Here is a 13569-nt window from a genome sequence, read left to right as displayed (position 1 = left end):
GTTTGGCGCTTACTGCTTCGGCGCAGCCGACAGAACCGGCGAGAGCTTGTCGGCGTCGCGCTTGATCAGCGCGGCGAAGCCGGCTGGCGTGCGCTCTTCCTTGGTCGGGAGCACGGTGCCGAGGTCGAGCAGGCGCTTCTTGACGGTCTCGTCGTTCAGCGCCTTGTCGAGCGCTTCGACCAGCTTGTCGACGACATCCTTCGGCAGGCCCTTCGGCGCGGCGATGCCGTTCCAGGCCTCGATCTGGTACTCGGGGAGCCCGGCTTCCTTGGTGGTCGGGACGTCGGGCAGGGCCGGCGAGCGCTCCGCCGAGGCGACGGCGTAGGCCTTGATCGTGCCGGCCTTGATCTGCTCGGCGACGCTGACGATCTGGTCGCACATGAAGTCGACCTGGCCGGAGACAAGGTCGTTCAGGGCCGGGCCGGTGCCGCGATAGGCGACCGAGTTCAGCTTCGGCACGCCGAGCTGGCCCTTGAGCAGGGTGCAGGTCGTCCACGACACCGAGCCGACACCGGCATGGGCCTCGTTCACCTTGTCGGCGTTCGCCTTCACGAAGGTGACGAACTCCTTGAGGTCCTTCGGCGCGAAGGCCTTCTTGGCGACGATCAGGATCGGCGTGCCGCCGGCGAGGCCGATCGTCTGCATGCCGTTGATCGGATCGTATTTCAGGCCGGGATAGGTGGCCGGGGCAGCCGAGAAAGTACCCAGATGCCCCATCGCGATGGTGTAGCCATCCGGCGCCGCGGTCACCGCGCGGGTGATGCCGGTGGTCCCGCCGGCGCCGGCGACGTTCTCCACCACGATCTGTTGGCCGAGCGTCTTCGACATGTTCTCGCTGACGATGCGGGCGATGATGTCGGTGGGGCCGCCGGCAGCGAAGGGCACGATCATCGTGATCGGCCGCTCCGGGTACTTCGACTGGGCCTGCGCCGGCAGCGCGAAGGCGAGCGCTGCGGCGAGACTGAGGGCGAGCGTCTTCATGGGTAGTCCTCCCTGACTCAATACATTCAAGATGGTGGAACGGGGCTGGGTGGCAACCCCGTCATTCGGTGAAGACCTCGTCGCGCTTCTTCGACATCGACGGCAGCAGCGCGATGACGAGGATGGCGACGGCGACCAGTAGCAATCCGAGCGAGATCGGCCGCTCGATGAAGGTCATGAACGAGCCGCGCGAGATGATCAGCGCCTGGCGCAGCTTCTCTTCCATCAGCTTGCCGAGCACGAAGCCGAGCAGCATCGGAGCCGGCTCAAAGCCGAGCTTGATCAGCAGGTAGCCGAACAGGCCGAACAGCGCGGTGAAGGCGACGTCGACAGGCTGGTTGTTCACCGAGTAGATGCCGATCGAGCAGAAGATCAGGATCGCCGGGAACATGAGCCGGTAGGGCACCTGCAGCAGCTTTACCCAGACGCCGACCAGCGGCAGGTTGATGATCAGCAGCATCAGGTTGCCGATCCACATCGAGGCGATCATGCCCCAGAACAGGTCGGGGTTCTTGGTTATGACCTGCGGGCCGGGGATGATGCCGTGGATCGTCATCGCGCCGACCATCAGCGCCATCACCGCATTCGGCGGGATGCCGAGGGTGAGCAGCGGGATGAAGGCGGTCTGCGCGCCGGCGTTGTTGGCCGATTCCGGACCCGCCACGCCCTCGATCGCGCCCCTGCCGAAGCGCGAGGGGTCCTTGGCGAGTTTCTTCTCGATCGTATAGCTGGCGAAGGGGCCGAGCACGGCGCCGTTGCCGGGCAGGATGCCGAGCGTGCCGCCGATGAAGGTGCCGCGCAGGCACGGCGCTACGGACTGCTTGATGTCCTCCCAACTCGGCAGCAGGCGGCCAATCTTGGTACGAACGACATCGCGCGTCTCCGGGTTCTCCAGATTGCGCAGGACCTCGGCGAAGCCGAACACGCCCATCGCCAGCACGGCGAAGTCGATGCCGTCGGAGAGCGGCGGGAAGCCGAAGGTCATGCGCTCCTGGCCGGTCTCGAGGTCGGTGCCGACGGTCGAGAGCAGGAGGCCGAGCATGATCATGCAGAAGGCCTTGAGGATCGATCCGCGCGCCAGCACGACGGCAAAGCACAGGCCCATCACCATCAGCGAGAAGTACTCGGCTGGACCGAACAGCAGCGCCAGCTTGGTCAGCGGCGCGCCGAGCGCGGCGATGATCAGGGTCGCGAAGCAGCCGGCGACGAAGGAGCCGATCGCAGCGGTGCCGAGCGCCACGCCGGCGCGGCCCTGCTTGGCCATCTGGTGGCCGTCGAGCGTGGTGACGACGGCGGTCGCCTCGCCGGGGATGTTGACCAGGATCGCGGTGGTCGAGCCGCCATATTGGGCACCGTAATAGATGCCCGCCAGCATGATCAGCGCGCCGACGGGATCGAGCCCGAAGGTGATCGGCAGCAGCATGGCGATGGTGGCGATCGGGCCGACGCCGGGCAGCACGCCGATCAGCGTGCCGACCAGGCAGCCGGTGAAGCAGAGCGCGATGTTCTTCAGCGTCAACGCGACGCCGAAGCCGAGCGAGAGATTCGCGAACATCTCGGTCATGGCTCAGATCCCCAGCAGCCAGGGCGCCAGCGGGATCGGCAGACCCAGCGCGTATTTGAACAGGAGGGCGCAGCCGGTCGTCATCGCAATGGCGAAGATCACCAGCTCCTTGAGCCTGACATCCTCGGCCGCGAGGCCGGAGATGAGCACCACGAGCGGGCCGGAAACGAGCATGCCGAGCTGCGGCACCTTCAGCGGGCCGATCTCGAAGCCACGAATGGTCAGCCCGAAGACGACCGCAGCGCCGAGGACGAAGAGGACCCCGCGCCAGGACCAGCCGGCGAGCTTCTCGCCATTATAGCGCAGCGAGTTGAAGGCGAGCAGCGCACCGAGCCCGGCACAGATCCAGGCGAACGCCTTGGGCAGCATGCCTGGGCCGATCTGGCGCAGCGTCCCGGTCGCGAGGTCGCGGGACAGGAATAGCGCCAGCCCGGCCAGTGCGATCATGAACAGGCCGGCGGCCAGATCCTGCGTCGAACGGATGCGCCAACCTCGCGCCGCCTCGATCTTGTTCAGACTCATCAATGTCCTCCGGCTCGGATGGTTGCTGTGCGCGTGGCAGGCTTTCTGCCGCGCCCGGTTACGCTGAACGGCAGGACGTTGCCGTCGTCGATCAGGGTGACGCTCTCGCGCAGGATGGCGAGGAAGTCGTCGCGCGCCGCGAGCTTCTGGTGCGGGCGCCAGGCGACGCCGACGAGGGCGCCCGGCGGCGGCGGATCGAGCAGCGCGCCGCGCAGGCGCCGCATGGTGACGCCCGGAAAGCTCAATCGCGAGACCCAGTCCGGCGCGAGCGCCATGCCGAGCCCGGCCGCGACCGCCGACATCATCGCCGGCTTCTCGGTCGCCTCGATGGTGACGTTGGGCACCGCGCCGACGCTCTCGAAATAGGCCATGACCAGGTCATAGGCGAAGGGGCGGATACGCTTCGAGGGAACAACGAAAGGCTCGCCGACCAGATCCTGCATGGTCAGGTGTTCGCGCGCGGCGAGCGGGTGGCTCTCGCTCAGCACCACGATCGGCCGCTCGACGCGCAGGATCTCGAAGGCGCAGTCGGTCGGCTTGCGCGGCGGGCGCAGCAGAGCGAGGTCGAGCTTGCCGGCCTCCAGCATCTGCACCAGCGGCGCCGTCATCGCCTCGACGAACTTGATCTCGATGCCGGGATGGCGCGAGCGGAAGGTGACGAGCGCCTCCGGCACGAAGCTCGACGAGGCCGCGTCGATCGCGCCGACGCGCAGCACCTTGCTGGATGCGAGAGAGGCTTCGCGCACCGAACGGGAAGCCCGCTCCATCCGAACCAGGATGGCCTTGGCTTCTTCCAGCATGATCAGGCCGGCGCGGGTGAGCGCGACCTGCCGCGTGGTGCGGGTCAAAAGGCTGACGCCGAGCTCGTCCTCGAGCGCGCTGATCTGGCGTGAAAGGGCTGGTGGTGCAAGGCCGAGCCGTTCGGCCGCCCGGCCGAAGTGCAGCTCTTCCGCCACCGCGATGAAACATCGCAGTTGCCGCAAATCCATGGTTGTCGCGCTCCCCTCTGGCGTATCGCTTTTTGTGATATCTGCCAGTTGTTTCGGTTATGCCCTTTAGCGCTTGCCGCCAGTTTTGCGACCCTAGAGCAATTCATAATTTATTGGCAACAAAGCTCGTCGCCGCAGGGCGGCATCCACAGGGTGAATGTCGCTCAAGCGGAAGAGCAGAGCCGTAATGAATTGATTCTTCAGAAGGTTGTGAGCGCCGGGCCGGGCCCGGTCAAGCCGTGGGAGCGTCGGCTCGCCTCGTGCTCCACAATCCGGCGACCCGGCCGTCGATCAGGGCGAGCCCGACGAAGATCGCCGCCATGCCGGCGAAATGGCGCGGCAGCAGCTCTTCGCCGAGCAGGCCGGAGCCGAGCAGGATGGCGCTGACCGGGATCAGGAAGGTCACGAGCATGACATTGCTCGGCCCCGCAGTGCGCATGATCCGGAAGAAGATGATGTAGGCCAGCGCCGTCGAGATCAGCGCCAGGCCGATCGCCGCGAGGATCGCCTGCTGAGAGGGCACCGGCAGCGTCCACGGCGGATGCAGGAAGAAGACGATCGGGACGATCATCATGGTCGAGGCGGTGAGCTGGCCGGTGGCGGCGACGAGCGGCGGCAGGCCGCGGAAGCGGCGGCCAAACAGGCCTGAGAAGGCATAGGAGACCGCCGCCAGGACGCAGGCGAGCTGCGCCGCGAGATTTGAGCCGAGACCGCTCAGCGCATCGGGACCCATCAGGATGCCGACGCCGATGAGGCCGGCCAGCACGCCGCCGAGCTTCAGCCCGGTCGCCTTCTCATTGCCGAAGCAATGCATGACCAGAACGGCGAAGATCGGCGTCGTCGCGTTCAGGATCGAGGCGAGGCCGCTTGCGATCTGCTGCTGGCCCCAGAGGAACAGGCTGAACGGGATCAGATTGTTGAGGATGCCCATGCCGAAGAAGGCGAGCCAGATGCTGCGCCCGACAGCCATGGACTGCCCGGTGATCCGCACCACCAGCAGCAGCGCCAGCGCCGCTAGCCCGACGCGCACCTGCACCACGGCGAAGGGCGGCCACTCCGCCACGGTGAGCTTGTTGAAGAAGAACGAGCCGCCCCACAGGATCGAGAGGACGACGAGCAAGAGCCACTCGGTCGGGCCCATGCGCAGCGAGGGGGTGGGGATCGGCAGTGTCATGGCGCAATCTGTCCTCGCAAGGCGGGTCATCCTGCGTCAGTAGGCAGCCGGACCAGGCCCTACCACCCGATTTCCACCAAATGCCTTATGCCGGCTCCGCCTCGCGCGCCGCCCACATCGCCTTAAAGGCCGGGCGCTGATGCAGCTTGTCCAGCCAGGTCTTGACGTTCGGCGCGGCGTCGAAAAGCTGTGTCGCCGGCTTGGCGTAGCGGATGATCTCGGCGGTGTTGATGTCGGCCACAGTGAAGCGCCCGCCCATGACATAGCCGCCGCCTTCCGCCAGCGTCTTGTCGAGCACGGCGAACGGCGCGGCCAGGGCTGCGAGCGCAGCGCTGACCAAAGCGGGATCGCGCTTCTCCGGCGGATAGGCGGCGAGATGGTAGGTCAGGTTGAGCGCGTGGCTCTCGCATTCGGTCGCCGCCCAGAGCGCCCACATCGCGGCGAGCCCTTCCTCCTGCACATCCTTCGGCGCGACGGGCCCGCCATGCTTGCGGGCGAGATAGAGATTGATCGCCAGCGATTCGTGCAGGACGAAGCCGTCATCGTCTATCGAGGGGATATGGCCGTTCGGATTGACCTCGAGGAACTCGGCGCTGCGCGTATGCACCGGCGCATCGGCTGCCTTAGGGTCAGGCAGGCGATAGGCCTGGATCACCGGCACATGCTTGAAGGTGAGGCCGAGCTCGTTGGCGAGCCAGACATTGCGCGTCGCGCGCGAGCGATAGCAGCCATAGATGGTCAGGGACATGGGCAGGATTCCGGCGAGCGGGAAGGGGTTCCGAATCCGGCGGATGCGGAGAAGAAAATTCTATAGCATCGGGCCGAAAAGTGGAATCCACTTTCCGGACAAATCCGATGCGATAACAACGTGCTAGATCATCGTTGCCGCGTCCGTTCAGACGCGCGATGATCTAGGAAGCTCAGCCGAGCTGGCGCAAGGTCTCGCGGGCGATGATCAGGCGCTGGATCTCGGAGGTGCCCTCGTAGATCCGGGTGATGCGGGCATCGCGCGCATAGCGCTCCACCGGGAAGTCGCGGCAATAGCCGGCGCCGCCATGGATCTGGATTGCCGCGTCGGTGCAGCGATGCGCTGCTTCCGAGGCGAAGAGCTTGGCCATCGAGGCCTCCTTGGCGAAGGGCTCGCCGCGATCCTTCTTCGCGGCGGCGTCGAGGATGAGCAGCCGCGCCGCGTGCAGATCGAGCTCGCGATCGGCAATGAGCCACTGCAGGCCCTGAAACTCCGAGATCGCCTGGCCGAACTGCTTGCGCTCGCGCGCATAGGATTTTGCCGCATCCATCGCGGCCCGGGCGATGCCGAGCGAGACCGAGGCGACGCCGATGCGCCCGCCCGCGAGCTCGCCGACCGCGACGCGGAAGCCGTCATTCTCCTTGCCCATCAGATTGGCTGCCGGCACGCGCGCGCCGTCGAAATGGATGGTGTTGGTCGCCGAGCCGGTCTGGCCCATCTTCTTCTCGGCCTTGCCGACGCTGACGCCTGGCGTATCGGCCGGCACCAGAAAGACCGAGATGCCCTTGCCCTTGGGGGCATCCGGGTTGGTCACGCCCCAGACCACGAAGAGCCCGGCGTATTCGCCGGAGGTGATGTAGATCTTCTCGCCGTCGAGCACATAGTCGTCGCCGTCGCGTCGGGCGCGCAGCTTCATGCCGGCGGGGTCGGAACCGGCCCCGGACTCAGTGAGGCAAAAGGCGCCGGCCGGGTAGGTGCCGTCGGCGAGCTTGGGCAGATGGTCCGCCTGCTGTCGCGAGGTGCCGACCGCCTGGATCACCTCGCCGACCATGTTGGTGACCGAGGTGGTGACCGCGGTCGAGGCGCAGGCGGCCGCGAGCTCCTCCAGCGCCAGCGCGAAGGCGACGGTGCCGGCTTCCGTGCCGCCGAAGCCGGCCTGGATATTGAGCGCCATGAAGCCGTTTTCGGCGAGCAGCTTCAGATTGGCGAGGAACTCGCTGCGCCCCTCGCCACGGTCGAGCCGTTCTGCCAGCGGCGCCAGCCGCTCGCCGGCGAGCTTGCGTGCGCTCTCGCGAATGAGCTCTTCCTCCTCGGTCAGGGCAAAATGCATGGCGGCCGGCTCACACTGGGACAGGAACGCGAACTCTAGAGCCTGCGCCGCTGGCCGCCAATGCGCGGCTTCGCTCGTCGCGCGGTGCATAGGCGGGCTGTCCTGGCGGTCCGCTGCGGCTGCCGCCCAGGCGGCGGTGCGCGCGACGACGCGCTTGCTGCCGGCCGCTTTGGCTTCATAAAGCGCTTGGCCCGCTCTTCGACGCGGTCAAGCCAATTCCAGCCAGTAGATGCCATTGCGGTGACGCCGAAGCTCGCAGTCGCGTTCAGTGCGGCGCCGGTGTCAGAGCGTCAAAGGCGAGACGAGGAGGGCGTTGCGCGGGCGCTCGGCGATCAGGCCCGGCTTGCTGTCGGGTCGACATGAGCGTTACCGGCAAGAGATCGACGCTCGCCGGCCATGTGCGGAAGCGCACCGGCGTCGCGGATCTGCACAGACAATGCACCTGGTCGTGCGGGAGGCACTGCTGCGTGCGGCATCTCGCAAGACGTGCAATGCTTTTCCTTTAGAATCCGCTTCAGCCAGACTGTTCCAGCGCAATATGGTTTCGATCCCGGCTATGCCAGCCAAGGCTTGCTCTCGTCGAGGGGCCGCGCTCGTTGCATCCGGCCAGCGCATTTTTTGCTAGAGCATTTTCGAGCGAAGTGGATACCGGTTCGCGTGAAGAAAATACGATAAAACAAGAGCTTGGAGCATTTTCGATTCGAAGAATCGCGGAAATACGCTAGGCAATGCGAATGGAAATCCTGACCGATCGGCTCTCGCTGCGCCCTACGAAGCTCTCCGACGTCCCGGCGCTCTTCGCTGTTCTCGGCGATGCACAGGCGATGCGGCACACGGCTCATTTCGAGACGTTGCGCGCCTGCCGCCGCCACGTCGCCGGGCATGAATGGCAGCGCCGCCGGCTAGGCTATGCGCCTTGGACGATTAGAAGCCTTGCGGACGGAACGATACTGGGTTGGGGAGGTCTTTTCGAAGATCCATTCGATCCGGGCTGGGGCGTCGAGCTCGGTTACTGGTTCGCGCCCTCGGCCTGGGGCAGGGGCTATGCGAGCGAGCTGGCAGCGGCGAGCGTCGCCGAAGCGAACGACCGGCTGCGTCTACCAGAGTTGAGGGCCTTCGCCCGCCCCGAGAACCTTGGCTCTTGCCGTGTTCTCGAGAAGGCCGGCTTCATCCGCCAGCGCTATGTGCCGGAGTTGGAGCGTCACCTCTATCGGCGCGCGCTTGCCAGACAAGTCTGAGCAATTCCCGTCATTGCGAGGAACACGGCGGCGAAGCAATCCAGCAGCGGCAGCGCCTTACGTCCTCCTGGATTGCTTCGCTTACGCTCGCAATGACAGCGTTGGGCCGTTCAGCTCGCCAGCACTCGCTGCGGTGGGAAGGTGACCTCGACCAGCGTGCCTTCCTTCTTGACGCTGGTGATGGAGAGCGCCGCCCGGTTGGCTTCGACCAGCGCCTTGGTCAGCGGCAGGCCCAGGCCGGTGCCGCCGGACCGGCGCGTCGTCGGCACCTGCCGGAACGGCTCCAGCGCCAGCTTGATCTCGTCGTCGTCCATGCCGATGCCGGTGTCGCGGACCCGCAGGATCGCCTCGCCCTGGTCGCCGAGCGCCGTCGAGACGATCACCTGTCCGCCGGCATCGGTGAACTTCACCGCATTGGAGAGCAGGTTGATCACGATCTGGCGCAGCGAACGCTCATCGGCGACGACCGGCGGCAGCTTCGGCGCGAGCCCCGAGCGCAGCACGACGCGGCCGCGCTGCGCTTCCGGCTGCAACAGGTTCACGGCTGAGAGCGCGATGTCGTTGAGGTTGACGCTGCCGAAGTCGAGGTCGAGCTTGCCGGCCTCGATCTTGGCGAGGTCGAGCAGGTCGTTGACCAGGCTGATGACGTAGCCGCCGGACTGATGGATGTCGCGCAGATATTCCTTGTAGCGCTCGTTCTCGATCGGGCCGAAGCGCTCTTCGGCCATCACCTCGGCGAAACCGATGATAGCGTTGAGCGGCGTCCTGATCTCGTGGCTGATCTTGGCGAGCACGTCGGATTTCTGCGCGCTCGCCTTCTCCGCCGCCTTGCGCGCCTCGACCAGCTCGCCCTCGGTCTTCTTCCAGGCGGTGATGTCGCGCAGGACCGCGCAGAACTTGCTGTCCGGCCCCTCGGCGATGCGGCCCATGGTCATGAACAGCGGGATGCGCCCGCCCTGGCGCACGCGGCCGACGACCTCACGCCCGTCGTTCATCAGCGAGGCGACGCCGCCGCCGATCAGCCCATCCAAATAGTCGAGCGCCGGCGAATGGCTTTCCGGCGCGAAGAGCAGGGTGAAGAGCTCGCCGGCGACCTCGCGCTGGTCGTAGCCGAACAGCGCCTCGGCGCTCTTGTTGAGCGCGAGGATGCGCCCGCGCCCGTCCACGGTGACGACGCCGTCGGTGGCGGTGTCGAGCATGGCGGCGAGCTCGGAAACGCGCGATTCGTTCGCCTGCCCCTCCAGCCGCAGCTGCTCGACGCGGGCGGCAGCCTCTTCCTCTTCCGCCGCGAATTCGGCCGCGAGCTCCTGCTCCTCGGCTTCTTCGGGCGTCAGCATCTTGAGATCGCCGCCCGGCACGGTGTTGCGGAAGGCCATCAGCGTCGCGGGCTCGCCCTGCCAGCTCACGCTGGAGAGCCGGCCATCGACGCTGATCAGCCCGCCCTTGCGGTCGACCAGGATCATCGCGCCACCGGCGCTGCGGCTTGCGCCTTTGATCAGTCGGCTGATGCCGCCGGCCGAGGTCAGGTCGTCGAGGTCGGCATAGTCGAGCAGGTCGAGCAAGGTGCGGTTGGCGTAGAGCGCGGTTTCGTCGCGGTTGACCAGCACCGCGATCGGTAGCCGGTCGAGAATCTCGGCATGGGCGTTGGCGACGCGTAGGCGCGGTTCAGGCGCTGTGGGTCGCGGCGGAGCAGCGACGACGGGCTCCTCCTTCTCGGCACCGGCTTCCTTGTCGCGGACGCGCAGCGGCGCGGCGGCCGGCAGGCGCGGCTCGCCGGGTTCGTCCGCCTCGCCGGCGATGCGGGCGCCGAGCGCCTTGGCGATCTCGCGGAAGGCGCTGCGTTCGGCCGAGGACAGCAAGGTCTTGGACGGCTCCAGCACCGGGCGCACCGCGGCCAGATGGCCGTTGCGTAACGGCACGACATTGGCCGGCGGCCCTGCGGGAGGCGGTTGTGGTGGCTCGCTGGCCTCCGGTGCATCGCCCCCGTTTTCGGCTTGTGTCGTCGCGGACTCGGCATCGGAAGCCGCGGGCTCGGGATCAGCCGCTCGAGCTTCTATCGGCTGAGGAGGCTCTGGGGCATCCGCCCCAGCCTCGTGCTCATCGCTTTCGGCCTCGGCTTGGGCGAGGGGCGCGGCTTCGACAATGCTGTCCGGAGCGCGCTCGGGCGCCGGCTCTTCCGTGGCAATGGCTTCTGGGGGCTCGATCTCGGGAGCCTCGACCGCTGGAGCGGTCGAAACAATATCCTCCTGCGTGGCCTCCCGTTCTGGAAAGTCTTCGTTCTCGGGCGAGCGCACGAGGCCGAAGCCGCGGAAGCCGGCGGGATTGCGCTCGCCATCGAACAGCGGAAAGCCCGAAAGTTCGACGCGGGCGCCTTCACCGGGGCGGACCCGCCACAGCACGGCGCAGTTGCTCCAGGTCGAAGATGTCGCGAGGCGCGTCGCCAGGTCGCCGTCGAGATCGATGACGTCGCTCGCCAGCAGGGCGAACCAGCTGCGTCCTTGCGTTGCGTTCGCCGCGGTTTCGCCGACCAGCGCGGCAAAGTCCTGCGACAGGCTGACCAGCGTCCCATCCAGATCGCTTTCCCAGAGGAAGCGCAGGTTGGGGCGGCGTAGCTGCCCGGGTGATTCGGTCTCCGGTTTCGCTTCCGTTGCGGCCGGTGCCACTACACTTGGAGGGACATCGGCTCGCGCGACAGGCGTGCGCGTCTCTTCCTTCGGCACGGTGATGCCAAGGCGCCGCAGCTCCGAAGCGGTGACACCGACGGCCAGCGCCGGGCCGGCCTCGGTTTCGATGCGCTTGCAGCCGCAGGTCACCAGCCCGGCCAGGGATGCGCCGAGCCGCAATCGTTCGAGCCTGAGCGCGGTGGGCGAGGCGAGTCCGGCCGCGAGCAGCCGCAGGCGTTCGCGCGTCGCCGCGGGCAGCTTCGCCGCGCCGCCGAAGGCGTCGAGCAAGGCCCGGCCGCCGGCGTTGGCGAACGCTGGCGCATCGCCGCCGGCGGGCCAGAGCAGCAGCGCGCCTTCGCCGGCGAAGCCCGCGAGTGCAGGATCCTGCGCCAGCGCGCCGGCAAGGCCGTCCCAAACCTGTCCGGATTCGCTCATCCCGCTCCGCTCATCTGCTGGCGACTCCAGCCCGCGCGAATATGCCTAACAAATCTTTAATAACCGCGCGAGGAGCGTGAATCCATGTGGGAACCCGGCCTCTCCCCTGACGTTTCCAAACAGCGTTAATATAGCCGACGCCCTCCTTCGCCGGAGCGGCGTTGTCATTGCACTGCAATAATGATATTGCAGTGCACAATTGCGGCGTGACGTCGGAGACGGCGACGAGCGCGCTGGGCCCGGTCGCAGGAGGACCACCATGGACGGCAAGCTTCCCTACGAAGTTCCCACCGAAATGCGCGAATTCGCCGAGAAGAGCGTTGATCAGGCCCGCAAGGCTTTCGACGGTTTCATCGGTGCCGCCCAGAAGGCTGTCGACAGCGCCCACGGCTCGGCCGAATCGGCCCGCGTCAACGTTCAGGACATGACCAAGAAGGCGATGTCCTACGCCGAGAACAACATCGCCGCCGCGTTCGATCTCGCCGACAAGCTGGTCAAGTCCAAGGACATGAACGAGGTGCTCCAGCACCAGTCCGAGTTCCTCAAGGCCCAGATGGCCGCGCTGCAGGCGCAGCTCAAGGATGTCGGCACCAGCGTGCAGGACGCCGCCAAGAAGGCCGCCGAGACCGCCGCCAAGGCGACCAAGCTGAAGTGAGGCCTTGAGCGCCCCGGGCGCCGAGCGGGCTTTCACGACTAAGAGGCCGGGCCGCGCCATGGCTCCGTGACGGGTGAAAACGCCCCCTCGGAACCTGCTCGCGCCCGGTTTCGTCGATCGCGCAGGTTCGCCTGCCGGAACCGTGAAGGAGAGATCCGATGGCTAAGCAGACTATCCCCGGCAAGGCGCCGATCAGCCTCGCGCCGGTCAAGGCGCTGAGCGAGCCGCAGCCGGCCGCAGGCGCCGCGCCCGCCAAAGCTCCCGAGGCCAAGCCCGTGGACGCCAAGCCCGTAGACGCCAAGCCCGTCGCTCAAGTGAAGCCCGTTGACGCCCAGATCGCTGCTGCTCCGGTCGCCAAGGTCGAGGCCAAGCCCGCTGCCGCCGTGGTTGCCCCCAAGCCTGCCGTTTCCGTGCCGTCGGCCGCCAAGCAGGCTGTCGCTCAGCCGGTGGTGGTGAAGCCTGCCATCGTCACCGCGCCTGCAGCGAAGCCCGCCGCTAAGATCGCTGTCGAACCGGCCAAGCGGGTCGCTGCGCAGAAGACGAAGATCGCCAAGCCGGCCGCCAAGGTCGCAGCTCCGGCCGCGAAGATCGAAACCCCCAAGGCCGCCGCCGCGAAGCCCGCTGCCGCGCGGGTCGAGGCCAAGATTGCCGCCGCAAAGGTCGAGCCGGCTGCCGCCGCCAAGGCGAAGCCTGCTCCCGCTCCAGTCAAGCTCGCCGAGGCTCCCAAGCCGGTCGTGACGCCTGTTGTTGCTGTGCCGTTTGCCGCCAAGCCTGTCGCGGCGCCGAAGCCGTTTGCCGTCCCCAGCTTCTCGGCGGCTTGGCTCGAGCCGACCCTGGCACTGACGCGTGCCTTTGGCGCCGTCCAGGCCAAGGTGCTCGACCATGCCTGCGCCGAGCTGAAGGCGACGCTCGGCGAGGTCGAGACGCTGGCGCGCACGCAGAGCGCCGCCGACGCCGTCGCGCTCCAGGCCAAGGCTTTCCGTCGCAGCTACGAATCCTTCGCCGCCCATCTCGGCGATCTCGCCGCGACGGCCCGCCAGGAGATGCCGCGCCGCTGATTTTGCGAGCCGGCGCGGTTTTCTACGCGCCGGCCCGTATTTGCCGTTGCATTCGGCGGGGCGTGGCACTAGGTTCCGCGCCGTCGCGGGACCGGTACCAAGGTCGCGACATCGGCGCGAGCCGTGCAGCCATAGCTCAGTTGGTTAGAGCGCTAGATTGTGGATCTAGAGGTCCCCCGTTCAAGCCGGGGTGGCTGTACCATCGCGATATA

11 protein-coding genes and 1 tRNA gene are annotated in these 13569 nt (G+C 67.1%); 4 read left to right on the top strand and 8 right to left on the bottom strand.

Annotated features, from left to right (window positions below; genetic code table 11):
* Window positions 1-9 precede the first annotated feature (9 nt).
* The 7 genes from ACFPOB_RS05665 to ACFPOB_RS05635 form a co-directional block, all read right to left on the bottom strand.
* Window positions 10-981 carry a tripartite tricarboxylate transporter substrate-binding protein gene (locus ACFPOB_RS05665; RefSeq protein WP_377796592.1) on the bottom strand — a complete coding sequence of 324 codons (972 nt, stop codon included), beginning with the start codon at window positions 979-981 and terminating at the stop codon, window positions 10-12.
* Between the two features lie 61 nt (window positions 982-1042).
* Entirely contained in the window at window positions 1043-2545 is a 1503-nt protein-coding gene (locus ACFPOB_RS05660; protein WP_377796590.1) for a tripartite tricarboxylate transporter permease, read from the bottom strand.
* Window positions 2546-2548: 3 nt separating this feature from the next.
* The gene (locus ACFPOB_RS05655) at window positions 2549-3067 is read right to left on the bottom strand and encodes a tripartite tricarboxylate transporter TctB family protein (RefSeq protein ID WP_377796588.1); all 519 of its coding nucleotides are present in this window, start codon (window positions 3065-3067) and stop codon (window positions 2549-2551) included.
* Window positions 3067-4056, bottom strand: coding sequence for a LysR family transcriptional regulator (locus ACFPOB_RS05650; protein WP_377796587.1), 990 nt, complete (start codon window positions 4054-4056; stop codon window positions 3067-3069). Before ACFPOB_RS05650 ends, ACFPOB_RS05655 begins: the two co-directional genes overlap by 1 nt.
* Window positions 4057-4288: 232 nt before the next feature.
* Window positions 4289-5230, bottom strand: a complete 942-nt coding sequence (locus tag ACFPOB_RS05645) for a DMT family transporter (protein WP_377796585.1) — start codon at window positions 5228-5230, stop codon at window positions 4289-4291.
* Window positions 5231-5315: 85 nt separating this feature from the next.
* Window positions 5316-5978, bottom strand: a complete 663-nt coding sequence (locus ACFPOB_RS05640; RefSeq protein ID WP_377796583.1) for a glutathione S-transferase family protein — start codon at window positions 5976-5978, stop codon at window positions 5316-5318.
* Window positions 5979-6150: 172 nt separating this feature from the next.
* Complete coding sequence (locus ACFPOB_RS05635) at window positions 6151-7308, bottom strand: acyl-CoA dehydrogenase family protein (protein ID WP_377796581.1); 1158 nt, start codon at window positions 7306-7308, stop codon at window positions 6151-6153.
* Window positions 7309-8042: 734 nt separating this feature from the next.
* Between ACFPOB_RS05635 and ACFPOB_RS05630 the strand changes: the two genes are divergently transcribed.
* Window positions 8043-8546, top strand: coding sequence for a GNAT family N-acetyltransferase (locus ACFPOB_RS05630; RefSeq protein ID WP_377796579.1), 504 nt, complete (start codon window positions 8043-8045; stop codon window positions 8544-8546).
* A 110-nt stretch (window positions 8547-8656) separates the two neighbouring features.
* Here ACFPOB_RS05630 and ACFPOB_RS05625 read toward each other — a convergent pair whose 3' ends face one another.
* Entirely contained in the window at window positions 8657-11644 is a 2988-nt protein-coding gene (locus ACFPOB_RS05625) for an ATP-binding protein (protein WP_377796577.1), read from the bottom strand.
* A 259-nt stretch (window positions 11645-11903) separates the two neighbouring features.
* On the opposite strand from ACFPOB_RS05625, the gene ACFPOB_RS05620 reads away from it, so the two are divergent.
* The 3 genes from ACFPOB_RS05620 to ACFPOB_RS05610 all read left to right on the top strand — a co-directional run bounded on the left by ACFPOB_RS05620 (window position 11904) and on the right by ACFPOB_RS05610 (window position 13559).
* Window positions 11904-12299, top strand: a complete 396-nt coding sequence (locus ACFPOB_RS05620) for a phasin (protein WP_377796575.1) — start codon at window positions 11904-11906, stop codon at window positions 12297-12299.
* Window positions 12300-12457: 158 nt separating this feature from the next.
* The gene (locus ACFPOB_RS05615; protein WP_377796574.1) at window positions 12458-13357 is read left to right on the top strand and encodes a hypothetical protein; all 900 of its coding nucleotides are present in this window, start codon (window positions 12458-12460) and stop codon (window positions 13355-13357) included.
* A 125-nt stretch (window positions 13358-13482) separates the two neighbouring features.
* A tRNA-His gene (locus ACFPOB_RS05610) sits at window positions 13483-13559 on the top strand.
* Window positions 13560-13569: the final 10 nt, after the last annotated feature.

The organism is Allobosea eneae (assembly GCF_042657265.1).
Taxonomy (GTDB): domain Bacteria; phylum Pseudomonadota; class Alphaproteobacteria; order Rhizobiales; family Beijerinckiaceae; genus Allobosea; species Allobosea eneae.
The sequence above is the reverse complement of the archived record's forward strand: the minus strand, read 5'-3'. Positions and strand labels throughout refer to the sequence as shown.

Coding starts and splice junctions, on each gene's coding strand:
- ACFPOB_RS05665 (WP_377796592.1), bottom strand. CDS start 981: ATGAAGACGCTCGCCCTCAGTCTCGCCGCAGCGCTCGCCTTCGCGCTG.
- ACFPOB_RS05615 (WP_377796574.1), top strand. CDS start 12,458: ATGGCTAAGCAGACTATCCCCGGCAAGGCGCCGATCAGCCTCGCGCCG.
- ACFPOB_RS05655 (WP_377796588.1), bottom strand. CDS start 3,067: ATGAGTCTGAACAAGATCGAGGCGGCGCGAGGTTGGCGCATCCGTTCG.
- ACFPOB_RS05660 (WP_377796590.1), bottom strand. CDS start 2,545: ATGACCGAGATGTTCGCGAATCTCTCGCTCGGCTTCGGCGTCGCGTTG.
- ACFPOB_RS05635 (WP_377796581.1), bottom strand. CDS start 7,308: ATGCATTTTGCCCTGACCGAGGAGGAAGAGCTCATTCGCGAGAGCGCA.
- ACFPOB_RS05620 (WP_377796575.1), top strand. CDS start 11,904: ATGGACGGCAAGCTTCCCTACGAAGTTCCCACCGAAATGCGCGAATTC.
- ACFPOB_RS05630 (WP_377796579.1), top strand. CDS start 8,043: ATGGAAATCCTGACCGATCGGCTCTCGCTGCGCCCTACGAAGCTCTCC.
- ACFPOB_RS05650 (WP_377796587.1), bottom strand. CDS start 4,056: ATGGATTTGCGGCAACTGCGATGTTTCATCGCGGTGGCGGAAGAGCTG.
- ACFPOB_RS05625 (WP_377796577.1), bottom strand. CDS start 11,644: ATGAGCGAATCCGGACAGGTTTGGGACGGCCTTGCCGGCGCGCTGGCG.
- ACFPOB_RS05640 (WP_377796583.1), bottom strand. CDS start 5,978: ATGTCCCTGACCATCTATGGCTGCTATCGCTCGCGCGCGACGCGCAAT.
- ACFPOB_RS05645 (WP_377796585.1), bottom strand. CDS start 5,230: ATGACACTGCCGATCCCCACCCCCTCGCTGCGCATGGGCCCGACCGAG.